The sequence below is a fragment of the Bradyrhizobium symbiodeficiens genome, from assembly GCF_002266465.3.
Classification (GTDB): Bacteria; Pseudomonadota; Alphaproteobacteria; order Rhizobiales; family Xanthobacteraceae; genus Bradyrhizobium; species Bradyrhizobium symbiodeficiens.
Map to the genome: position 1 here is coordinate 2451822 of NZ_CP029427.2, position 23350 is coordinate 2475171.

The 23350-nt window shown below is 64.7% G+C and carries 19 protein-coding genes and 1 pseudogene; 9 read left to right on the top strand and 11 right to left on the bottom strand.

The features are described 5' to 3' along the window. Positions 1–12 precede the first annotated feature (12 nt). From CIT39_RS11220 to CIT39_RS11230, 3 genes are all read left to right on the top strand, one after another. Entirely contained in the window at positions 13–1707 is a 1695-nt protein-coding gene (locus CIT39_RS11220; RefSeq protein ID WP_094975293.1) for a methyl-accepting chemotaxis protein, read from the top strand. 226 nt (positions 1708–1933) lie between these two features. After that, positions 1934–5113 (top strand): efflux RND transporter permease subunit, encoded by a 3180-nt coding sequence (locus CIT39_RS11225; RefSeq protein ID WP_094975292.1) that lies wholly within the window; start codon positions 1934–1936, stop codon positions 5111–5113. Beyond that, a complete protein-coding gene (locus CIT39_RS11230; RefSeq protein ID WP_094975291.1) occupies positions 5100–6296 on the top strand; it encodes an efflux RND transporter periplasmic adaptor subunit in 1197 nt (398 codons plus the stop codon). Before CIT39_RS11225 ends, CIT39_RS11230 begins: the two co-directional genes overlap by 14 nt. A 123-nt stretch (positions 6297–6419) precedes the next feature. On the opposite strand, the gene CIT39_RS11235 is transcribed toward CIT39_RS11230, so the two are convergent. Both CIT39_RS11235 and CIT39_RS11240 read right to left on the bottom strand, forming a co-directional pair. Continuing rightward, on the bottom strand, positions 6420–7928 hold the full coding sequence (locus CIT39_RS11235) for an acetyl-CoA acetyltransferase (protein WP_094975290.1): 1509 nt from the start codon (positions 7926–7928) through the stop codon (positions 6420–6422). A gap of 139 nt (positions 7929–8067) precedes the next feature. Further along, positions 8068–9201 carry a nitronate monooxygenase gene (locus tag CIT39_RS11240; protein WP_094975289.1) on the bottom strand — a complete coding sequence of 378 codons (1134 nt, stop codon included), beginning with the start codon at positions 9199–9201 and terminating at the stop codon, positions 8068–8070. A gap of 263 nt (positions 9202–9464) precedes the next feature. Between CIT39_RS11240 and yghU the strand changes: the two genes are divergently transcribed. Continuing rightward, positions 9465–10340, top strand: a complete 876-nt coding sequence (yghU, locus tag CIT39_RS11245) for a glutathione-dependent disulfide-bond oxidoreductase (RefSeq protein WP_094975288.1) — start codon at positions 9465–9467, stop codon at positions 10338–10340. 230 nt (positions 10341–10570) lie between these two features. Here yghU and CIT39_RS11250 read toward each other — a convergent pair whose 3' ends face one another. From CIT39_RS11250 to CIT39_RS11275, 6 genes and pseudogenes are all read right to left on the bottom strand, one after another. Continuing rightward, positions 10571–10933: a GFA family protein gene (locus tag CIT39_RS11250; protein ID WP_244607620.1), complete on the bottom strand. Its 363-nt coding sequence runs from the start codon at positions 10931–10933 to the stop codon at positions 10571–10573. Positions 10934–11089: 156 nt separating this feature from the next. Then, positions 11090–11299: pseudogene (locus CIT39_RS11255) on the bottom strand (GNAT family N-acetyltransferase); the annotation flags it as partial. Between the two features lie 17 nt (positions 11300–11316). Next, positions 11317–11934, bottom strand: a complete 618-nt coding sequence (locus CIT39_RS11260; protein ID WP_094975287.1) for a flavin reductase family protein — start codon at positions 11932–11934, stop codon at positions 11317–11319. Between the two features lie 132 nt (positions 11935–12066). Continuing rightward, positions 12067–13344: an acyl-CoA dehydrogenase family protein gene (locus tag CIT39_RS11265; RefSeq protein WP_094975286.1), complete on the bottom strand. Its 1278-nt coding sequence runs from the start codon at positions 13342–13344 to the stop codon at positions 12067–12069. Between the two features lie 290 nt (positions 13345–13634). Beyond that, positions 13635–14015: a VOC family protein gene (locus tag CIT39_RS11270; protein ID WP_094975285.1), complete on the bottom strand. Its 381-nt coding sequence runs from the start codon at positions 14013–14015 to the stop codon at positions 13635–13637. 133 nt (positions 14016–14148) lie between these two features. Continuing rightward, positions 14149–14928, bottom strand: coding sequence for an SDR family NAD(P)-dependent oxidoreductase (locus CIT39_RS11275; protein ID WP_094975284.1), 780 nt, complete (start codon positions 14926–14928; stop codon positions 14149–14151). Between the two features lie 167 nt (positions 14929–15095). Here CIT39_RS11275 and CIT39_RS11280 point away from each other — a divergent pair, with 167 nt between their 5' ends. Genes CIT39_RS11280 through CIT39_RS11290 form a run of 3 tightly spaced genes read left to right on the top strand, consistent with a single transcriptional unit; the run spans position 15096 to position 17248 of the window. Further along, positions 15096–15884, top strand: a complete 789-nt coding sequence (locus CIT39_RS11280) for an enoyl-CoA hydratase/isomerase (protein ID WP_094975828.1) — start codon at positions 15096–15098, stop codon at positions 15882–15884. Next, complete coding sequence (locus CIT39_RS11285) at positions 15881–16867, top strand: phosphotransferase family protein (protein WP_094975283.1); 987 nt, start codon at positions 15881–15883, stop codon at positions 16865–16867. Before CIT39_RS11280 ends, CIT39_RS11285 begins: the two co-directional genes overlap by 4 nt. 3 nt (positions 16868–16870) lie before the next feature. Beyond that, on the top strand, positions 16871–17248 hold the full coding sequence (locus CIT39_RS11290; protein ID WP_094975282.1) for a DUF6285 domain-containing protein: 378 nt from the start codon (positions 16871–16873) through the stop codon (positions 17246–17248). 157 nt (positions 17249–17405) lie between these two features. Here CIT39_RS11290 and CIT39_RS11295 read toward each other — a convergent pair whose 3' ends face one another. Further along, complete coding sequence (locus CIT39_RS11295) at positions 17406–18185, bottom strand: enoyl-CoA hydratase-related protein (protein WP_094975281.1); 780 nt, start codon at positions 18183–18185, stop codon at positions 17406–17408. Between the two features lie 213 nt (positions 18186–18398). Between CIT39_RS11295 and CIT39_RS11300 the strand changes: the two genes are divergently transcribed. Beyond that, on the top strand, positions 18399–19673 hold the full coding sequence (locus CIT39_RS11300; RefSeq protein ID WP_094975280.1) for an acyl-CoA dehydrogenase family protein: 1275 nt from the start codon (positions 18399–18401) through the stop codon (positions 19671–19673). A gap of 136 nt (positions 19674–19809) precedes the next feature. Here CIT39_RS11300 and CIT39_RS11305 read toward each other — a convergent pair whose 3' ends face one another. Continuing rightward, entirely contained in the window at positions 19810–21387 is a 1578-nt protein-coding gene (locus CIT39_RS11305) for a fatty acid--CoA ligase (RefSeq protein WP_094975279.1), read from the bottom strand. An 80-nt stretch (positions 21388–21467) separates the two neighbouring features. Then, positions 21468–22340 carry an SDR family oxidoreductase gene (locus CIT39_RS11310; RefSeq protein WP_094975278.1) on the bottom strand — a complete coding sequence of 291 codons (873 nt, stop codon included), beginning with the start codon at positions 22338–22340 and terminating at the stop codon, positions 21468–21470. A gap of 106 nt (positions 22341–22446) precedes the next feature. Between CIT39_RS11310 and CIT39_RS11315 the strand changes: the two genes are divergently transcribed. After that, positions 22447–23256: a crotonase/enoyl-CoA hydratase family protein gene (locus tag CIT39_RS11315; RefSeq protein ID WP_094975277.1), complete on the top strand. Its 810-nt coding sequence runs from the start codon at positions 22447–22449 to the stop codon at positions 23254–23256. Positions 23257–23350: the final 94 nt, after the last annotated feature.

The following is a 23350-nucleotide window of genomic DNA, read 5'->3' on the forward strand; positions in this document are numbered from 1 at the left end:
CTTGGGGGCTCCATGCGCAAGAATTTTCCGGTCACTGATGTCGAATATCCGGTCAGCGACGAGACGCTGATCGTTTCGCGGACAGATCTCAAGGGCAAGCTCACCTACTTCAACGAAGACTTTCTCGCCGCGGCCGGCTTCACATCGGCCGAGCTGATGGGCCAGCCACACAATATCGTCCGCCATCCCGATATGCCGCCGGAGGCGTTCGACAATCTCTGGGATACGCTGAAGGCCGGCAAGCCCTGGCTCGGCGCGGTGAAGAACCGCCGCAAGAACGGCGACTTCTACTGGGTGCTGGCGACGGCCTCGCCGATCCGGGAGAATGGCCAGGTCAACGGTTACACCTCGATCCGCACGAAACTGCCGGCCGACCAGCGCAAGCTCGCCGAGGAGGTCTACGCCGCGATCCGCGAAAAGAAGTCGCATGGCTATCGCGTCGATGCTGGCATCATCCGCCGCCGCTCGTGGCTCGACCGCTTCAGCGTCTTCACTGGCACGCTGAAGGCGCGCCTTGTCACGACGATGGTGCTCCAGGCGTTTTTCATGCTCGCGCTCGGCATTTATGGTGCGCTCGCCTCCGGCGGTTCGGCCAGCCTGATGCTGTCGGCACTGGCCGTCGTCGGGGCAGTCGTCGTCGGCTTCGCGGGTCTTGCGACCATGCGCGCGATCCAAGGGCCGATGCAGCAGCTCAACGACACCCTGGTCAACCTCGTGCAGGACAAATTCGACAACCGCATCGTGATCGAGCGCGATGACGAGATCGGCGAGGCGCTGCGCAATCTCCAGACCGTGCAGACCATCATCCGCTTCAGCCGCGATGAGGTGCAGGCCGTGCAGCGCCGCGCGGAGACGCAGCGCAAGTCCGACATGACCAAGCTTGCCGATGGCTTCGAGGCTGCGATCGGCGAGATCGTCGAGACTGTCTCGTCGGCTGCGACCGAGCTCGAGGCTTCGGCCTCGACATTGTCCTCGACCGCCGGCCGGTCCCAGGAATTGGCCACGGTCGTCGCCAGCGGTTCCGAGGAAGCGTCGGCCAATGTCCATTCGGTGGCGTCTGCCGCCGAAGAGATGTCGTCATCAGTGCGGGAGATTAGCCGGCAGGTGCAGGACTCCTCCAGGATCGCTCGCGAGGCGGTTACCCAGGCTCAGGCCACCACCGAGCGCGTCGGCGAGTTGTCGCGGGCCGCGTCGCGGATCGGCGATGTCGTCGAGCTCATCAACGCCATCGCCGGCCAGACCAACCTGCTGGCGCTGAATGCCACCATCGAGGCGGCGCGGGCCGGTGAAGCCGGCCGCGGCTTCGCCGTGGTGGCATCCGAGGTGAAGGCGTTGGCGGAGCAGACAGCCAAGGCGACCGGAGAAATCGGCCAGCAGATCGGCGGCATCCAGGCCGCAACCCAGGAGTCGGTCAGCGCCATCAGCGGCATCAGCGGCACCATTGCACGCCTCTCCGAAATATCTTCGGCGATCGCTGCGGCCGTGGAAGAGCAGGGCGCAGCGACGCAGGAAATCGCCCGCAACGTGCAGCAGGCCGCTCAGGGTACCCAACAGGTCTCGTCCAATGTCGGTGACGTCCAGCGTGGCGCTGTCGAGACCGGCTCGGCCTCCACCCAGGTGTTGTCGGCCGCGCAGATGCTGTCGCGCGACTCGAACCGGCTGAGGCTCGAAGTCAGCAAGTTCCTCGGTTCTGTCCGCGCTGCCTAGCTCCAAGGCCATTTCGAAAGCGGCGCCCTTCGGGGCGCCGCTTTCGGCTGTTTCTGCAATGTTCGGGCAGAGGCTGCATATCTGGAATGCGAATTCGCTGTGCGGTAGCAGGGAATTGACCGCCTGCGACGCGCCGTCGTTGGCCATTTGAGCGGTGTTGGGGTAATCAGAGAGGGGAACCGCGGGGGGCGTGTTCCCTTGCCCCGGATCTGGAATTACCCGAAGAATGATTGCTCTGGTTCGTATTGCCCTGAGCCGGCCCTACACGTTTGTCGTGCTCGCGATCCTGCTGCTGATCATCGGACCGCTTGCGGCGCTGCGGACCCCGACCGACATCTTCCCGGACATCCGCATCCCCGTGATCGGCGTGGTCTGGCAGTACACCGGCCTGCCGCCGGACCAGATGTCCGGCCGCATCACCACGCCGTTCCAGCGCGCGCTGACGACGACGGTCAATGACATCGAGCACATCACGGCCAATTCCTACAACGGTTTTGGCATCATCAAGATCTTCTTCCAGCCCAACGTCGATATCCGCACCGCCAACGCGCAAGTCACCGCGATCTCGCAGACGCTGATCAAGCAGATGCCGCCCGGCGCGACGCCGCCCTTGATCCTGAACTACTCCGCCTCGACCGTGCCGATCATCCAGGTGGCGCTGTCGGGCGATGGCCTGACCGAGCAGAACCTCGCCGACATCGGCATCAACAATCTGCGTACGCCGCTGGTCACCGTGCCCGGCGCGGCGATCCCATACCCCTTCGGTGGCAAGCTGCGCCAGGTCCAGATCGACCTCGATCCCACCGCGCTCCAGGCCCGCGGCCTGTCCGGCCAGGACGTCGCCAATGCGCTCGCCGCGCAGAACCTGATCACGCCGGTCGGCACCCAGAAGATCGGCCAATTCGAGTACAACATCCAGCTCAACAACTCGCCGCTCAGGATCGACGAGCTCGGCAACCTCCCGATCAAGACCGTCAACGGCGCCATGGTCTACGTGCGCGACGTCGCAACCGTCAGAGACGGCAATCCGCCGCAGACCAACATCGTCCATGTCGACGGCAACCGCTCGGTGCTGATGATGGTGCTGAAGGCGGGCGCGACCTCGACCCTCGACATCATCGCCGGCATCAAGCAGAAGGTCATCGACGTCAAGGACCAGCTCCCCGACGCGCTCAAGATCGGCTTCATCGGCGATCAGTCGGTGTTCGTCCGCGGCGCGATCCAGGGCGTCGCCGTCGAGGGCGTGATCGCCGCGCTGCTCACCAGTGTCATGATCCTGTTGTTCCTCGGCAGCTGGCGCTCGACCGTCATCATCGCGGTCTCGATCCCGCTGTCGGTGCTGGGCGCCATCATCATGCTGTCGGCGATCGGCGAGACGCTCAACATCATGACGCTCGGCGGCCTTGCGCTCGCGGTCGGCATCCTGGTCGACGACGCCACCGTGACCATCGAGAACATCAATTACCATCTGGAGCAAGGCAAGCCGGTCGAGCAGTCGATCCTCGACGGCGCCAACCAGATCGTGACGCCGGCCTTCGTGTCGCTGCTGTGCATCTGCATCGTGTTCGTGCCGATGTTCTTCCTCTCGGGCGTCGCGCGCTTCCTGTTCGTGCCGATGGCGGAAGCCGTGATGTTCGCGATGATCTGGTCCTTCATCCTGTCGCGCACGCTGGTGCCGACCATGGCGAACTATCTGCTGCAGGCGCATGTCCATCACGAAGGCGGGCCACCGAAATCGCGCAATCCGCTGGTCTGGTTCCAGCGTGGTTTCGAGGCGCGGTTCGAGCGCGTCCGCGGCGGCTACCATGGCTTCCTCGGGCTGGCGCTGGCGCATCGCGCCGTGTTCGTGATCGGCTTCATCTGCGTGGTCGGCGTATCCTTCGCGCTGGTGCCGTTCCTGGGACGCAACTTCTTTCCCGCCGTCGACGCGGGCAATATCCTGATGCATGTCCGCACCCAGGTCGGAACCCGTGTCGAGGAGACCGCCAATCAGCTCGCCGACGTGCAGAAGGCGGTCCGCAAGCTGATTCCCGGCGAGATCGAGACCATGACCGACAACATCGGCATGCCGATCTCCGGCATCAACATGACCTACAACAACACCGGCGTGATCGGCCCGCAGGACGGCGACATCCAGATCAAGCTGAAAGAGAGCCACAAGCCGACCGAGGAGCACGTGAAGGTGCTGCGCGAGCAGCTGCCGCGGTTGTTCCCCGGCGTCAGCTTCGCCTTCCTCCCCGCCGACATCGTCAGTCAGATCCTGAATTTCGGCGCGCCCGCGCCGATCGACCTGCAGATCCGCGGCGCCAATCTCAGTGCGAATTTCGTCTACGCCAACAATCTGCTGGCCAAGGTCCGCCGGATTCCCGGCGTTGCCGATGCGCGCATCCAGCAATCGCCGAACGCTCCGACCTTCAACATCGACGTCGACCGCACCCGCGCGCAATATGTCGGCCTGACCGAGCGCGACGTCACCAACAGCCTCGTGGTCAATCTCGCCGGCTCTTCGCAGGTCGCGCCGACCTATTATCTCAACCCCGACAACGGCGTGTCCTATTCGATCGTGATGCAGACGCCGCAGTACCAGATGGATTCGCTCAGTGCGCTGCAGACGCTGCCGATCACCGCGGCCGGCAATGGGCAGTCGCCGATCCTCGGCGGCATCGCCGACATCAGGCGATCGAGCTCGAGCGCTGTGGTCTCGCAATACGACATCCAGTCGATGGTGCAGATCTTTGCGACGACCTCGGGCCGCGATCTCGGCGCAGTCGCGGCCGACATCCGACAGGTGATCGCCGACACCGCCAAGGAGGTGCCGAAGGGTTCCTCCGTGGTGCTGCTCGGCCAGGTGCAGACCATGAACAGCGCCTTCACCGGCCTGTTGTTCGGCCTGCTTGGCGCTGTCGTGCTGATCTATTTCCTGATCGTGGTGAACTTCCAGTCCTGGTCCGATCCGTTCGTGATCATCACGGCGCTCCCGGCCGCGCTCGCCGGCATCGTCTGGATGCTGTTCGCGACCGGGACCACGCTGTCGGTCCCCGCGCTCACCGGCGCCATCATGTGCATGGGTGTTGCCACCGCCAACAGCGTGCTGGTGATCTCGTTCGCGCGCGAGCGCTACGAGGAGCTCGGCGATCCCGTCGCGGCGGCGCTGGAAGCGGGCTTCGTCCGGTTCCGCCCGGTGCTGATGACCGCGCTCGCCATGATCATCGGCATGGCGCCGATGGCGCTGGGCCTGGGCGAGGGCGGCGAGCAGAATGCGCCACTCGGCCGCGCCGTGATCGGCGGCCTGATCTTTGCAACCTTTGCCACGCTGATGTTCGTTCCCGTGGTATTCAGCATGGTCCACAAGAAACAAGGCGCCAAAGTCGCCGCCTCCTCGGAGACCCCGCATGTCGCCCACTGAACCCCGCTCGCCGGTGTCGCACCGGAAACTGGGCATCTTCGGCGTGGTGGCGCTGATCGCGGCCGGCCTCGTCGTCGGCACCGGCATCCGCGCCCGCGAGGAGCAGGACTCCAAATTGAAGGAATGGACCGATGATCAGGCCGTTCCCAGCGTCGCGGTGACCCAGCCCAGCGCCAAGGCACTCAACGCCACCCTCGATCTGCCGGGCCGGCTGGAAGCCTATTATCGCGCTCCGATCTTTGCCCGCGTCCCCGGCTATCTCAAGAGCTGGAGCGCCGATATCGGTGCGCGCGTGAAGGCCGGTCAAGTGATCGCCGAGATCGAGGCGCCCGACCTCGACCAGCAACTGCTGCAGGCTAGAGCCGACCTCGCCAGCCAGCAGGCCAGTGCGAGGTTGTCGGAAGCGACTCTCAATCGCCGCAAGACCCTGGTCGCCTCCAACTTCGTCTCCGCGCAGGAAATCGACGAGCGCACCGCCGATCTCTCCAACAAGAACGCGGCGGTTCGCTCGGGCCAGGCCAATGTCGAGCGGCTGGAAGCGCTTGCCGGCTACAAGAAGATCACGGCTCCGTTCGACGGGGTCGTCACCGCGCGCGATACCGATGTTGGCGCGCTGATCAATGCCGGCGGCGGCTCGGGACCTGCGATGTTCGTGGTCTCCGACATCACCAAGCTGCGTGTCTATGTCAACGTGCCCCAGAATTACGTGCCGGCGATCAAGATCGGCGCCAAGGCCACCCTCGTGATGCCGGAATATCCGAACCGGACCTTCCAGGCGACGGTGGAGGCCTCCTCGCAGGCCGTCGACGTCGCCTCGGGCACCACGCGCATGCAGCTCGGGCTCGACAATTCCTCAGGCGAGCTGATGCCCGGCGGCTATGCCAGCGTGAAGCTCAACCTGCAGCGCGATTCCGCCCCGCTCAGCATTCCCGCCAGCGCCTTGATCTTCAACAGCAACGGCCTGCGTGTCGCGACCGTCGGTGCCGATGACAAGGTGCTGTTCAAGCCGGTGACGATTGCCCGCGACCTCGGCCGCGAGATCGAGCTGGCCTCGGGGATCGCAGCGGACGATCGCGTCATCACCGCACCGCCGGACGGTCTGTCGGACGGCGATGCGGTGCGCGTGGTCGGCGCCAAGGCCAAGCCGGCGACCGCGTCGGAGAAGCAGCCGCCGAAGGGGTGAGGCGGTCTCTCGCCACGACGCCGGTCTCGTAGGGTGGGCAAAGGCGCTCTTGCGCCGTGCCCACGAATCTTTCCGGATCACATGAAGATGGTGGGCACGCTTCGCTTTGCCCACCCTACGAGATCACGCGACCCGCCACTCCGGCACGCCATCCGCGGCCATCGCGATCTCGCCAATCGAACCCACCGGCGTGCGATCCATGCTGAGCAGATGCGCCAGCGTCGCGCTATCGCTTGCCGCAATCCGCGCCAATGTGCGCCGGTCATCCGCCGTGCGCAGCATCACCACGCCATGCTCGACCTCGCCGCCGCGGCCATAGAGCACCGTAAAACTCTCGACCTTGCCCTTGCCCGAGGCCTCCGCGGTGAACTCCGGCACCGCGTGCTTGTTGCGGTCGGCCTCTGCTTGCACGCTCGTCTCCTGCGCCATCGTCTCGCGCGGCGGCACCTTCGCCACCACCAGCGCGTGATGCTTGGTGACGAAGCCGCCCTGGCCGTAGAGCAGGCCGAGCTTCGCGCCGTCGCGCACCCGCCGCACCATCGCGCAGGCCGCATGCGTCATGTAGGTGTTGAGCGGTGCGCCGAAGAACGTGAGGCCGCCGGTCACCGTCGGCTGCACGTCGGCGCCAAGGCCCAGCGTTCGCCGCGCCATCTTGGGCACGCAGGGGAAGCAGCTGTAGAGTTCGATCGCGTCAAACTTCTTGCCGTCGCCGCCGGCGAGATCCATCACCCTTCTGAGCACGGCGTTCTGCGGATGGCTTTCGTAGAACTGGTCGCGCAAGAGATAGTCGCGCGGTTCTTCCGCCGAGGCGCCGCCGAGCGGATAGACTAATTTGTCCTCCGCGATCCCGGCCGCACGTGCCTTGGCAAGGCTCGTGAGCAGCAGCGCGCCGCCCATGTTGACGCTAGGATTCGCGACCATCAGCTTGTTGTACGGCCACGCGATCAGACGGTTGTCGGCCGTCGGCGTCGTGATCTCGTCCGGCGCATAGCGCCGCTTCAGCCAGGCATTGGGATTTTGCGCGGCGGCTTCGGAATAGCGCGCCCACAAGGTGCCTGATTCCGCCATCGCCTCCCGCGGCGTCTGGCCCCAATGCGCGGAGGAGGCCGCCTCGTAGAACGGATAGACCGTAACAGGCCGGAACACGCCGAGCTTCACGGCCAGCGGCTTCTGGAACGCCGCGCCGCGCTTGGGCTCCTCCACGTCATGGGCGAACGGCGTCCATGGCAGCGTGACACCGGCGCGCTCCGCCTTGGTCGCGGTCGACTGCGCCTCGGCACCGCACACGGCAGCGACGGTGCATTCGCCGCGCGCAATGCGCTTGGCGGCTTCGTGGATGTAGCGGATCGGGCTCTCGCCGCCGACCGGGCCGTAATAGCAATGCACGGGCGTGATGCCGAAGCGCTGCGCCAACAGCTTCTCGGGATCGCGATAGCGCCAGCTCAGGAAGTTGACGACGTCGAGCGATTGCACCTCACTGAGCAGCTTGGCCCCGGCGTCCTGCTCGGCGCGCCGCAGCGCGTGTTCGAGCAGATCGAGCGGCTCGAGGCCCTCGGTGATTTCATTTGGGCGATCGACGATCTCGCCGATGCCGACGATGACGGGGATGCGGTCAGGGGAAACGGTCGTCATTTTTCTTGCTTCTTTGCTCTCTCGGATATCTCCGACCTCATCCTGAGGAGCCTGCGAAGCAGGCGTCTCGAAGGATGGGCCGCGGGCTCTCATGGTTCGAGGCGGCGCTTGCGCGCCTCCTCACCATGAGGGTCTACACCTAATCCGCCACCAGCGCATTCATGTGCTCGACGGCTTCGGCGAACTCTTCCTTGAACTCCTGCACCACGGCGCCCGCCGACTTCACGCTGTCGATCAGGCCCACGCCCTGGCCGACGAAATAGCTGACGAGATCGCGCGCCTTGGCGTTGCCCGTTGCAGCCGCACGATCGATCGAGTTGAAGGCGTCGCGGCTGATGATGCTTTGCAGCGGCATCGGCAGCGCGCCCGGGCTTTCGGCTGCGCGGTCCCAGGCATCGGTCCAGACCGAGCGAAGCTGCCGGGCCGGCTTGCCGGTGCGCCCCTTCGAGCGCACCGCGTCGCGCGAGGACGCCGCGATCATCTTCTCGCGAAAAATCTCGCTGGTCTCGGCTTCCACCGTCGCAAGCCACACCGAACCGGTCCAGGCGCCGGCCGCGCCCATCGCCATGCAGGCCGCCATCTGCCGCCCCGTCATGATGCCGCCGGCCGCCAGCACCGGGACGTCGCGGATCGGCTTGATCGCCTTGATCACCTCGGGCACCAGCACCATGGTCGAGACCTCGCCGCAATGGCCACCGGCCTCGGTGCCCTGCACCACGAGAATGTCGATGCCGGCTGCGACCTGACGCAGCGCGTGCTCCTTGGCGCCGACGAGGGCGGCCACGGGCACACCGTGTGTCTTGCCCATCTCGATCATGGCCTTCGGCGGTACGCCCAGCGCATTGGCGATCAGGCGGATCGGATGATTGAAGGCGACCTCGAGCAATTGCAGCGCTGTCTTTCCGTCGAACGGCTGCGGCTGATCGGCCGCGACCTCCGTGGTCGTCAGCTCGATATCGTATTTCTTCAGGAGCTCGCGCGTATAGGTGCGATGCTCCTGCGGCACGCGCGCTTCCAGGCTCTTCCAGGTGACGTCCTTCTCGCCCGAGGTCGAGATGTTTTCCGGAATGAGCACGTCGATGCCATATGGCCTGCCGTCGACGTGGTCGTCGATCCATTTCAGCTCGCGCTCGAGCGTATCGGGTGTGTGCACGGTGGCGCCCAGCACGCCAAAGCCGCCCGCGCGGCTGACGGCGGCGACGACATCGCGGCAATGGCTGAAAGCCAGCAGCGGGAACTCTATGCCCAGCATGTCGCAGATCGGCGATTTCATGGCTCTCTCCCGGCGGCCTCCGCGTTCTCGTTGCTTTCGCTGGCGAAGCAAAGTGGCGCTGGCCGATCGATGACATGCCGGATTCGGCAAGGCATCTTGTGTGTAGGCGTCGCGCGCTGCCCACGGGTCGCGGCGCCCCGGGTGAGGGGCTGCCATGACGAAAAAGTGGCGTTGTCGCGCCGGTCAATGCGCTGGGCGCCCTTGTCATCGGCCATCCCAGGGCTAATTAATGCAGGCGCATCTTTCCGCCGGAGCCCCCTCTCATGACCGACACCCCCGCCTACGTGCCGCCCAAAGTCTGGACCTGGAACAAGGAAAATGGCGGGCAGTTCGCCAACATCAATCGTCCGATCGCCGGTCCCACCCACGACAAGGAGCTCCCGGTCGGCAAGCATCCCTTCCAGCTCTATTCGCTGGCGACGCCGAACGGGGTGAAGGTCACGGTGATGCTGGAGGAGCTTCTGGCGCTCGGCCACAAGGGCGCCGAATATGACGCCTGGCTGATCAAGATCGGCAATGGCGACCAGTTCGGCAGCGGTTTCGTCGATATCAACCCGAACTCCAAAATTCCTGCGCTGATGGATCGTTCCGGGCCCGAGCCGGTCCGCGTGTTCGAATCCGGCTCGATCCTTTTTTACCTCGCCGAGAAGTTCGGCGCCTTCCTGCCGAAGGACATCAAGGCCCGTACCGAGGCGATGTCCTGGCTGTTCTGGCAGATGGGCAGCGCGCCCTATCTCGGCGGCGGCTTTGGCCATTTCTACGCCTACGCGCCGTTCAAGATCGAATACGCCATCGATCGTTTCGCGATGGAGGTCAAGCGCCAGCTCGACGTGCTCGACCGGCGCCTTGCCGACAACGAATATCTCGCGGGCAAGGAATACACGATCGCCGACATGGCGGTGTGGCCCTGGTACGGCGCGCTCGCCAAGGGGCTGGTGTATGGCGCCGGCGAATTTCTCTCGGTGCAGGACTACAAGAACGTGCAGCGCTGGACCGACCAGATCGCGCAGCGCCCCGCCGTGAAGCGCGGCCGCATGGTCAACCGCGTCTCCGGCGATCCTGCCAGCCAGCTCCACGAGCGCCACGACGCCGGCGATTTCGACACGAAGACGCAGGACAAGATCGCGCCGGCGACCTGATTTCTCTGCGGCCATCCTTCGAGACGCCCGCCTTCGGCGGGCTCCTCAGGATGAGGTGAGGAGTGCGCAGATGCAGTTTCAACGGGCGCGACGCTGATGAGCCTCATCCTGAGAAGGCGCGTAAGCGCCGTCTCGAAGGACGAGGCGTGTGCGCAGACCGCTGCAACGAGTCATATGCCTTAGCCCAGTCGCAAGCGGGGCGAGTAGGAGTTGGCGCGGCGAGCTTCGCCTCAATCCGGCAGCATCTCGCCGGAGCCGCCGAGCTCCGCCGGCAGGTCCGAATATTTCGGCAAGCCATCACGGACCGACACCATCTTGCTCGCGTAGTTCGCATGCAGCGTCGGTTGGTGCCGGTAACCCCTGAGCAGATTGGCGTAGACGTCGATCAGTCGCATCCGCGGATGCTCGGTCATGACGTGGCCGCCGCAGCGTTTGCAGAACTTTCGGTAGGAATGCTCCGTCTTGTTGAACGTCCCGAGTTCTGCCTCGCCCCTGATGATGCGCACACTGTCCGACTTCCACAGGCTGAAGGCGTTGATCGGCGCCGCCGACCACGCCTGGCAGTCGGCGCAATGGCAATAGCCTGAAAACATGGGCTTGCCCGTGACCTCGACCTCGACGGCTCCGCAGAAGCAGCCGGCGCGATAGCTCGCCTGCGGCTCCGCATGGGCGTTCTCACCCGCGGCGAGGAGATCGTCGTATTCCGGATTCTTGCGCATGAAGTTGCGGATGAAGTCGCACTCGACCGAGAGCCTGCGCCCCTGCGCCCGTACCGCATCCAGCGTGGCGCGGCCGAGCTTCGAGCCGATGCCGCGGCCGCCGAGCTCCGGCGGCACCTCGGTATGCACCAGCGTGATCGCGCCATCGGTCTTGCGGTATGTGACCAAGGCGATGGGCCCGTCGACGTCGAGTTCGAACCGGCTGCGTTCCTCGTTGTCGCGAAAGGCTTCGGGCATCATCTCGCTCCCTGGTTCGGCTATTTGGTCTTCACACCTTCCGCCGCTGGAAACACCACGCGGTCATCGGTGCGGCAGTAGCGATCGGCGAACATGCGGCCGATCGGGTGATAGCGGTCCATGTGCACCCGCATGGCCTTGTCGTCCCAGAGCTCGTCGCGGATGTGGAAATGGATGCCTTCCCCCATGATCAACCGGCGATCGTCGTTGACGTCGATCAGTTTCCAGAGCTTGCACTCCATCGCCCAGGGCGCGTCGGCGAGCCGCGGCACCACAATCTTCGCGGAGGGAGCAAGCTTGAGGCCGAGATAATCGGGCTCACCGATCTCGGGCGGAAAATCGCCGCTGCTGTCGTGCATCGCTTTCGCCAGCGGCTCGTCGGCGATGTTGACCACGAACTCGCCGGTTCGCTGGATGTTGAGAAACGTGTCCTTGTCCTGGCCATCGGGCTTGCGGTTGGCCGCGAACATGCAGAGCGGCGGATCCTCGCAGAAGGCGTTGAAGAAGCTGAACGGGGCGGCGTTGACCACGCCGGTTGGCCCGATCGAGGTTACCCACGCGATCGGCCGCGGCAGGATGAAGGACGTCAGCACCTTGTAGCGCTCGCGTGGCGTCAGGTCGCTGGTGGCGTACTCCATGAAGGCTCCTTGGGTAGGAAAGCTTCGTAGGGTGGGCAAAGCGAAAGCGTGCCCACCATTCCTTGCGAAGCCGCGATGGTGGGCACGGCGCGCGAAGAGCGCGCCTTTGCCCACCCTACGGCATCTCGTGGTTCATGCCATGCTCAGCTCGTGGCGTCCGACCACCATCCAATGCACCTCGTCCGGACCATCCGCGAAGCGCAAATGGCGCACGTCCTGGTACATCTCGGCGAGCGGGGTCCAGTGCGAGATGCCGGTGGCGCCGTGCATCTGGATCGACTGGTCGATGATCTTGCAGGCGCGCTCGGGCACCATGGCCTTGACCATGGAAACCCAGACGCGGGCCTCCTTGTTGCCGAGCACGTCCATCGCCTTGGCCGCCTTCAGCACCATCAGCCGCATCGCCTCGATCTCGCAGCGCGCCTGCGCGATGATCTGCATGTTGCCGCCGAGATGTGCGATCTTCTTGCCGAAGGCCTCGCGGGTGAGGCCGCGCTGCACCATCAAATCGAGCGCCTTCTCGGCCTTGCCGATGGTGCGCATGCAGTGATGGATACGGCCCGGGCCGAGGCGGAGCTGGGAGATCTCGAAGCCGCGGCCTTCGCCGAGCAAGATGTTCTCCTTGGGGACGCGGACATTGTTGAAGCGCATGTGCATGTGGCCGCGCGGGGCGTGGTCCTGGCCGAACACATACATGGGCCCGAGCACCTCAACGCCGGGCGTGTCGCGCGGCACCAGGATCTGCGACTGCTGCTTGCTCGGCGCCGCGTCCGGATTGGTCTTCACCATCACGATGAGGATCTTGCAGCGGGGATCGCCGACGCCGGAAATGTAGTACTTCTCGCCGTTGATCACCCATTCGTCGCCGACCAGTTTCGCGGTCGTCGAGATGTTCTTGGCGTCGGAGGAGGCGACGTTCGGCTCGGTCATGACATAGGCCGAGCGGATCTCGCCGTTCATCAGCGGCTTCAGCCACTTCTCCTTCTGCTCCTTGGTCCCGACGCGCTCCAGCACCTCCATGTTGCCGGTATCAGGCGCCGAGCAGTTCATGGTCTCGGATGCCAGCGGGCTCTTGCCGAGCTCGGATGCGATATAGGCGTAGTCGAGGTTCTTCAGGCCCTGTCCGGTCTCGTCGTCGGGCAGGAAGAAGTTCCAGAGGCCTTCCTGCTTGGCCTTGTTCTTGGCCTTCTCCAGCACCTCGAGCTGCTTCGGAGTGAAGCTCCAGCGGTCCTCCTTGCCCTCGCCGGCCTTGGCGAACTCGATCGACATCGGCTCGACGGTGTCGCGGATGAATTTCCTGACGTGGTCATAGAGCGGCCGGACCTGGTCCGACATGCGGAGGTCGTTCAGCTCGTCGCCGGGATTGAGGGTGTAGTTGGTGGTACGGGGAATGTAGCTGTGTTTTGTCATTGTTCCTCCCGGGGACGCTGAGATCGTTCTGGTCGGGAGAATAGTCGCAGCCCGGCCAAAGTGCGAGCGCGCATTTTTCACGCGCAGCCATGCCACGCGATGGAATATCGCGAGGTGTTTGAAATGTTGTTTGAATGGCGGTGTGAGGATTCGCTGACGGCACGCCCACTCTCAGCTGTCATCGCCCGCGAAGGCGGGCGATCCAGTACTCCGAGAAGGTCGTGATTGAACCGAGAGCCCGCGGCGTACTGGATTCCCCGCTTGCGCGGGGAATGACAGCGGTGGTTACGTCAGTTCGCCATCCGATGCATCGCGCAGATCTTGTTGCCGTCGAGGTCGCGCAGATAAGCGAGATAGAGCTTGCCGCCGGGACCCTGGCGCACGCCCGGCGGATCCTCGATCGATTTTGCGCCGGCCGCGAGGCCAGCCGCGTGCCACGCATCGACCTGCTCGGGCGAATTGCACGCAAAGCCGATGGTGCCGCCATTCGCGCAGGTCGCCGGCTCGCCGTTGATCGGCTTCGACACCGAGAACACGCCGGTCTTGGTGATGTAGAAGATGCGGTGGCCGTCGACCCTGGCCGGACGAACCTCGATCGTGCTCAGCAGATTGTCGTAGAACGTCTTGGCCTTGTCGAGATCGTTGGTGCCGATCATGATGTGCGAGAACATTTGCCCATTTCCCTTCTGCGCTGACAAAACGAGAAGCCGTAGGGTGGGCAAAGCGCAGCGTGCCCACCACGACATTCGAAAAGTGCTCAAGGTGGGCACGGCGCAAGCGCGCCTTTGCCCACCCTACGAAGCCTCAGAACGCGGTATAGCCGCCGTCGATCACGAACGTATCGGCGGTGTGATACGACGACGCCTTGCTCATCAGATACACGGCGATGCCGCCGAAATCGGACGCCTCGCCGAAGCGCCGCATCGGTATCCGCGGCATCACGTTGGCGACGAATTTTTCGTTGGCCATCAGGCCTGACGTCATGTCGCTCTTGATCCAGCCGGGCAGGATCGCATTCGCGGTGACGCCGTGGCGCGCCAGCTCGACGCCGAGCGCGCGGACCAGCGCGTTGATCGCGGCCTTGGTCGCCGCATAATGCTCGTTGCGGGCGGTGCCGAAGATCGACGCCAGGCTCGAGGTCGCGACCAGCCGGCCGAAGGGATCTCCGGCATTGGCGCGCTCGGTCATGTGCTTGGCCGCGGCCTGGAACGCGTGGAACACGCCGTCGAGATTGGTCGCGAACATCGTGCGCCATTCCTCCTCGGTGCGCTCGATGAAGGACCTGCGGCCGCCGCCGCCGATGCCGGCATTGGCGAAGCAGCCATCGACCCGGCCGAAGGTGTCGAGCGTCGCCTTCATCGCGGTATTGACCGAAGCCGGATCGGTGACGTCGCAGACGCGGGCATCGACCTTGCCCGACAGGCCAGCCATGCTTGCGGCAGCCGCCTTGTTCTTGTCCGCATTGCGGCCCCAGATCGAGACATTGCAGCCCTGGGCGGCGAGCGCCTGCGCGATGCCGAGGCCGATCCCGCCATTGCCGCCAGTGATCACGGCCACGCGGCCGGAGAGGTCGAAAAGGTTCATGGCGCGTTTCCTGTCTTTACGTCTGCGGCGCATCAGCCGCTGCGCGCAAGATTGCTTGCTATGCTCTGATCACCATGGACAAGACCGCGCCAAAAATCAAATATGCGCCCCGGCAAAAGGAATTCCGGTCTGCGAAACTGACGCGGGCCGCAACGCACGAGGAAACCATGCAGTTCAAACACGTCACGCTCGATTTCGATGGCGCGGTCGCGATCCTCAAGCTCGACCATCAGGAGGTGATGAATGCGGTCTCCGTGGACATGCTGGGCGGCCTTTCCGAAGCACTCGATGCGATCGAGGAGAAGAAGGACGAGGTGCGCTGCGTCGTGCTGACAGGCGCGGGTCGCGCCTTCTGCACCGGTGCCAACCTGCAAGGCCGTAACAACCAGTCGAAGAAGACCAAGGCCGGAATGACGCTCGAGACCGGCTTTCATCCCTTCCTGCGCCGCATCCGCAATCTGCACTGCCCGATCGTCACCGCCGTCAACGGCCCGGCCGCAGGCGCCGGCATGAGCTTCGCGCTGCTCGGCGACATGATCCTGTGCGCGCGGTCCTCCTACTTCCTGCAGGCTTTCCGCCGCATCGGTCTCGTGCCGGATTGCGGCTCGACCTGGCTGTTGCCGCGCCTCGTCGGCCGCGCCCGTTCGATCGAATTGTCGCTGATGGGCGAGCGGCTGCCGGCTGAGAAGGCGCTGGAATGGGGCCTCGTCAACCGCGTCTATGACGACGGCGCGCTGATGGAGGAAGCGATGAAGCTCGCGCGCGATCTCGCCAGCGGCCCGACGGTGGCGCTGTCGCTGATCCGCAAGCTCTATTGGGACAGCCCGGAGAATTCCTTCGAGGATCAGCTCAACCTGGAATTCCAGTGCCAGCTCCGCGCCGGCGACACCCAGGATTTCCGAGAGGGCGTCGGCGCGTTCCTGGAGAAGCGGCCCGCGCAGTTCAAAGGCAAATGATCGAGGCCGAGCTTTCACGCAGCGTCCGGCGCTGGTGCAAGGGCGCGACCGGCGTCACCGGCGCGGCCAAGCTGTCGGGCGGCGCCAGCCAGGAAACCTGGCGCTTCGACATTACGCATCCCGATGGTGAGATCGGCGCGATCCTGCGCCGCTCGCCGAAGGGATATGGCGCGGCGCCCACGCGCGCGGCGGGTCTTGCGGCCGAAGCGCAGCTGATGCAGCTCGCCTTCGAGGCCGGCGTGCCGTCGCCGCGCGTGATGCATGTGCTGGTGCCGGAGGATGATCTCGGCACCGGTTTCATCATGCAAAGGGTCGAGGGCGAGACCATCGCGCGCAAGATTCTTCGCGATGACCAATATAAGGCGGCGCGGCCGCATCTGGCGCGGCAGATCGGCGGCATTCTCGCAGGTCTCCATCGACTGCCAAAAAACCGGCTGCCGGAGCTGCGCAGCCGCGGCGCCACGCAGGAGATTTCCGAGTTCGAGCGCGATTATCGCAGCCTGAACTGGCCCAAGCCCGTGTTCGAGCTGGCGCTGCGCTGGCTGCGCGACCACGATCCCGGCCCGTCAACCGAGACCACGCTGGTGCACGGCGATTTCCGCAACGGCAATCTCATCATCGGCGCCGACGGCGTTCGCGCTGTGCTGGACTGGGAGCTTGCCCATCTCGGCGATCCCATGGAGGATCTCGGCTGGGTCTGCGTCAATTCCTGGCGCTTCGGCGAGATCGACAGGCCCGTCGGCGGTTTTGGCACGCGCGAGGAATTGTTCGCGGGTTATGAAGCGGCAGGCCGCAAGGTCGATCCGGAACGCGTCAAATTCTGGGAAGTAATGGGCACGCTGCGCTGGGGCATCATGTGCGGCGGCATGATGCAGCGGTTTCGCGAGGGGCCCGACCATTCCATGGAACGCGCCATGATCGGCCGCCGCGCCAGCGAAACCGAGATCGATCTGTTGCGGCTCTTGGCGCCGCGCGGGAGCTGACACATGCAGGACGAGCCGACCCCGATCGAGCTGACCAAATCAGTCGCCGATTTCTTGCGCAACGACATCGCGCCGTTGATCTCCGGCCACCAGGCCTTCAAGCTGCGCGTCGCCATCAACATCCTCGACCTCGTCACGCGGCAGCTGACGCGGGAGGAGGGGAGCGATGCTGCGGAAGTGGCGCGTCTGCGCGCGCTGCTCGGGATGGACGGCTCGGTCACCGACCTCAACCGCGCGCTCGCCCAGCGAATAGCGAAGGGCGAAGTCGACCTCGCAACGCCGGGCCTTGCCGAGCATCTGTGGGCGACAACGATGGACAAACTCGCAGTCGATCAGCCGAATTACGCGTCGTACAAGCGCGAGTTGGGGCGAGGCGGGTAGGCGCGGCCACATCTTCCGCTGTCATTCCGGGGCGTCGCGTAGCGACGAGCCCGGAATCCATTCATCTACGATTTCTGTGGCCCAATGGATTCTCAGATGCGCAATTGCGCATCGTAGCTCGCGCCCAAGAGGGCGCGCCCCGGAATGACAGCCTGGCCTACTTCCCCACCCATTTCGGCGACCGCTTCTCCGAGAACGCCTTCGGACCTTCGATGTAATCCTGCGACGCCACCATCGCCTGCACCGCCGGATAGTCCCGCTGCTCCGCGATCGCCTGCTCCAGCGAGACGCCGAGCCCCTTCTGGATCGCCTGCTTCGAGGCCCGGATCGACATCGGCGAGTTCTTGGTGATCATCTCCGCCCAGCGCAGCGCGCCCGACAGCGCCTCGCCCTGCGGCACCACCTCGTTGACGAAGCCGAGCTCGAGACCCTCCTTGGCGCTGACGTGGCGCGCCGTGAGGATCATGCCCATGGCGCGCTTCAGGCCGATCTGCCGCGGCAGCCGGTGCAGGCCGCCGGCGAGTGCGGCAAGGCCCACGCGCGGCTCGGGCAGGGCGAAGGTCGCATTCTCCGAGGCAATGATGAGATCACAGGCGAGCGCGATCTCGAAGCCGCCGCCCATGGCGACGCCGTTCACAGCGGCGATGATCGGCTTGTCGCAGTCGAACCGCGAGGTAAGGCCGGCAAAGCCGCCCTTGTCCCAGCCGCGCTTGCCGCCGGCCGCCTGCCATTTCAGGTCGTTGCCGGCACAGAACGCCTTGTCGCCGGCGCCGGTGATAACAGCGATCCATTGCTCGGGATCTCCAGAGAAATCGTCGAACACTTTCTGCAGCTCGAAATGCGCATCGGTGTGCAGCGCGTTGTAGACCTCGGGCCGCGACAGCGTCACGATCGTGATCGGCCCCTTGCGTTCCACCTTCGAAAATTTCAGCTCCATCGCGCGCTCCCGCATTTTCTCGTGAAGGAATATTGACGTCATACTACCGCGCGCCAATGCCTGCGCACTATCGAATTGCGCCGACGGGCCTTGCGTGTGCCACACGTCTCGCTTCGCTTGACTTGCGCGCGCTCTTCTCAGCTTAATCGCACGAAGCGGAAACGCGCCTAGCGCCTTAACGCAAAACGACAAAATCAATCCGGGAGAGAACCTGTGGATTTCTCACTGCCTGCCGATCTCGTCGCCTATCTCGGAGAGCTCGACCGTTTCATCGAACGCGAGATCAAGCCGCTGGAACAGGTCGACGACAATATCCGCTTCTTCGATCATCGCCGCGAATGGGCGCGCACCGATTTCGAGAACGGCGGCCTGCCGCGGCACGAATGGGAGCAGCTGCTGCGCAAGGCCAAGGACCTGGCGGATGCCGCCGGTCATCTGCGCTTTCCCGTGCCGAAGCAATATGGCGGCAAGGACGGCTCGAACCTCTGGATGGCCGTGATCCGCGAGCATTTTGCCGCAAAGGGTCTTGGCCTGCACAACGACCTCCAGAACGAGCATTCCATCGTCGGAAATTTTCCCGTGGCGACCATGCTCGACCGCTACGGCCGCGACGACCAGAAGGCGATGATCGACGGCTCGATCAAGGGCAAGTACCGCATCACCTTTGGTCTGACCGAGCCCAATCACGGCTCCGACGCCACCCACATGGAGACGCGCGCGGTGCCTGCGACCCGCGACAACGTCAAGGGCTGGATCATCAACGGCGAGAAGATGTGGACGACAGGCATGCACGTCGCCACGCATTGCGCGCTGTTCGCGCGCACCAGCGGCAATGACGGCGATGCGCGCGGCATTACCTGCTTCCTGGTGCCGGCCAAGAGCCACGGCGTCAAGGTCGAGGAGTACATGTGGACCTTCAACATGCCGACCGACCATCCGCGCGTCAGTTTTACGGATGTGTTCGTCCCGGAAGATGCGCTGTTCGGCGAGGTCGGCCGCGGCCTGTCGCTGGCGCAATGTTTTGTCCATCAGAACCGCATCAGGCAGGCCGCGAGCTCGCTCGGCGCCGCCGTCTACTGCATCAACGAAAGCGTGAAGTATGCGCGTGAGCGGAAGCCGTTCGGCCGGGCGCTCGCCGAGAATCAGGCGATCCAATTCCCGCTGGTCGAACTCGCCACGCAGGCCGAGATGCTGCGCCTTCTGATCCGCAAGACCGCCTGGGAGATGGATCAACTCACTGAGGAGCAGGTCGAGCGCACGCTCTCCGACCGCGTCTCGATGTGCAATTACTGGGCAAACCGCCTCTGCTGCGAATCCGCCGATCGCGCCATGCAGGTCCATGGCGGCATGGGCTACTCACGCCACAAGCCGTTCGAGCATATCTACCGCCATCACCGCCGCTATCGCATCACCGAAGGGAGCGAGGAGATCCAGATGCGCAAGGTGGCGGGATTCTTGTTCGGGTATATGGGGCCGGGGAAGCACTGACGGCTTGCACCGTTGTCGTAGGGTGGGTTAGCGCTGCGATTGCGCGAAGCGCGATCGCAGGGCGTAACCCACCAACCTTCACCCGCGTGGATAGCAAAGCGGTGGGTTACGCCTACGGCTAACCCACCCTACGCGATCAATTCACCCGTCGGTCTTTCCCCGCCCAATACGGCTCGCGTAGCTGCCGCCGCAAAATCTTGCCCGACGGATTTCTCGGCAGCGCCGGCAGAAACTCCACGCTCTTCGGCGTCTTGAACCCGGCGATGCGCGTCCGGGCGAAGCTGATGATGTCGGTAGCAGTCGCTTCCTTGCCCGGCTTCATCACCACGACCGCCTTCACGGCCTCGCCCCATTTGTCATCGGGCACGCCGATCACGGCGGCCTCGGCAACGTCGGGATGATCGCACAGCGCGCTCTCGACCTCGGCGGGATAGATGTTCTCGCCGCCGGAGATGATCATGTCCTTGATGCGGTCGTGGATGTAGAGATAGCCGTCCTCGTCCATGTAGCCGGCATCGCCGGTGCGCAGCCAGCCGTCACTGCGCAGCGTCGCGGCGGTCGCCTCCGGCAGGTTCCAATAGCCCGCCATGTTGGAGCCCGAGCGCGTGGCGATCTCGCCGACCTCGCGCGGCGGCAGCGGCTTGCCGTCCACATCCAGGATTGCCAGCTCGATGCCGGGCAGCGCCTTGCCCGCCGAGCGCATCCGCTCCAGCCCCTCGACGTGATCCTCCGGCGGCAGCGCGACGATCGTGCCGGTGGTCTCGGTCATGCCGTACATCTGCACGAAGCCGCATTTGAAGACCTCGATGCACTCCTTCAGCAGCGCCGCCGGTATCGGCGAAGCGCCGTACAGCATGTATTTCAATCGTGAAAAGTCCACGGTCCTGGCGCGCGGCTGCCGTACCACGAACTGCATCGCCGCCGGCACCATGAACAGTTTCGTGATGCCCGATTGCTCGAAGAAATCCAGCACCTTGGTCGGGTCGAACTCGCGCGCGATCACGCCGCGGGCGCCGTGGTAGAGCCCCATCACGCCCCAGCCGGAGCCGCCGATATGGAAGATCGGCATCGCCACCAGCGACACGTCGTCGGTCGACCACCGGTTCCACTCCGGCTTGTCTTCGGCATTGCCTGTCTGCACCAGGTTGAGGAAGTTCGCGTGGCTCAACATCGCGCCCTTCGGCTTGCCGGTGGTGCCCGACGTGTAGAGCTGGATCGCGATGTCGCTTGTGTCGATCGGCACCCTGGGATCGTCGCTGCTCCGCGCATCGCGCCAGGCTGAATAATCCTGCCATTCCGGCGCGCCGCCTTCGGTGGTGATGACGGTGCGTACGCCCGGCAGCTGATCCTTGATCTGGCGGACCTGGGTGACGAACTCCGGCCCGACGAACAGCACAGGCGCCTTGCAATCCGTAACGATGAAGGCGACCTCGGGCCCGGCGAGCCGCCAGTTCACCGGGGCCATCACCACGCCGGCCTTCATCGCGCCCATCAGCAGCTCGAAATAGAGATCGCTGTTCTTGCCGAGATAGGCGATGCGGTCGCCGTGTCTGACGCCCATCGCAATCAGGGCGTTCGCGACCTTGTTCGTCTTGACGTCGAATTCGGCAAAGCTGGTGGCACGGCCTTCGAATTCATAGGCGATGGCATCGCCGCGGCTCCCGGCGCGCTCGCGCACCATGTCGGCGAGAGTTGCCAATGGCTGTGTGGACATGTTTCTCCCGTGGGCGTTTTGTTTTTATGCTTGGGAGTGTGGCGTCATCCGGGGCCAAAGACAATACGGGGGAGGGCGCGCTACCCCCGCTTCGCGCGATCCTTCTCGTTCTGCGCCATGATGCTCTCGCGCGCGGTCTTCCAGTCGTCGTCGCTCCAGTCGCGGAGCTGGTAGAAATTGCCGCCCATGGCGAGCGCCTGGGCGCCGTCCATGGCGATAGTCTCGCCGTTGATCCAGTCGCAGCCGCCGGAGATCAGGAACACCGCGAGGTTCTGCAACTCCTCCATGGAGCCGACGCGGCCCATCGGGTTCATCGCCTTGGTGCGCGCGCCGGCCTCGTCGCCCGGCTTGATGCGCTTGCTCATGCCCTCGGTCGGGATTTCGCCGGGCGCGATGGTGTTGAGGCGGATGCCGTAGCGGCCCCATTCGGTGGCGAGCGACATCGTCATGGCGTGGATCGCCGACTTGCTCATCGCCGACGGCACCACGTAAGGCGAGCCGTTGCGCACCCAGGTCACGGTGATGGAGACGACGTTGCCCGGTTGCTTGTCCGCGATCCAGCGCTTGCCGACGGCCTGCGTCACGTAGAACGTGCCGTGCATGACGATGTTGGCGACTGCATCGAAGCCGCGTGGCGACAGCTCCTCGGTGCGCGAGATGAAATTGCCGGCGGCGTTGTTGATGAGGTCGGTGAGGCCGCCGTCGCGGAAGATGGTCTCGACCATCTCTTCGACCGCGAGCGCGTTGCGGATGTCGACGCCGTGGCTGGTGACGCGGCCGCCGTACTCGGCCATCAGCTCGGTCGCGGTCTCGTCGCACACGATCTTGCGCCGGCCGCAGATATGCACTTCGGCGCCGAGCTGGAGGAAGCGCGCCGCCATCGACTTGCCGAGACCCGTGCCGCCGCCGGTTACGAGAATGCGCCGCCCGGCCAGAAGATTTTCCTTGAACATGGCTGTTTCTCCCGTACGGATTGTCAGTTAATTGGTCGATTGACTAAAACCGGCTGGCGGCGTCCTGTAAAGTCGCAACCGGTCACGAACAGGGGAGAATTCGTCCATGGAAGATCGCGTCTCGATCTCGATCTCGGAAGGCGTGGCCGAGGTGCGCCTGGTGCGCGCCGACAAGATGAACGCGCTGGATCAGGCGATGTTCGAGGCCCTTGTCGCCGCGACCGACCGGCTTTCGAAGGACAAGAGCGTGCGCGCGGCCGTGCTCTCCGGCGATGGCCGTGCCTTCTGTGCCGGGCTCGACATGGGACGTTTTGCCGCCATGAAGGAGAAGGGCGGCAACGGAATTCCGGGTGGCGAAAATCGCGATCTCACCAAGCGGACGCACGGACAGGCGAACTTCCCGCAACAGGCGGTGTGGGGCTGGCGCCAGCTTCCGGTTCCGGTGATCGCCGCGATCCAGGGCGTTGCGTTCGGCGGTGGCTTCCAGCTCGCACTCGGTGCTGACATGCGCTTCCTCACGCCCGATGCGCGGATGTCGATCATGGAGATCAAATGGGGCCTCGTGCCCGACATGGCGGGCACGCCGATCCTGGCTTCGCTGGTGCGCGACGACATCCTGCGCGATCTCACTTACACCGGTCGCATCTTCTCCGCGCAGGAGGCGATGTCCTATGGCCTCGCCACGCGCATCTGCGACGATCCGCGCGCGACCGCGCTGGAGGTCGCGCGCGAGATCGCCGGCAAGAGCCCCGATGCGATCCGTGCCGCCAAGCGGCTGCTGAACAATCTCTCGGTCGATCCGGGTCCGGCGCTGCTGGCTGAGTCCGTCGAGCAGCAGAAGCTGATCGGCAGCGCGAACCAGACCGAGGCGGTGCGCTCCAATCTGGAGAAGCGCGCAGCGAACTATGCGGATTGATTGTCTCTCCGTCATGGCCGGGCTTGTCCCGGTGATCCACGTTCTTGGTCGAGGCGACGAAGCAAGAACGTGGATCACCGGGACAAGCCCGGTG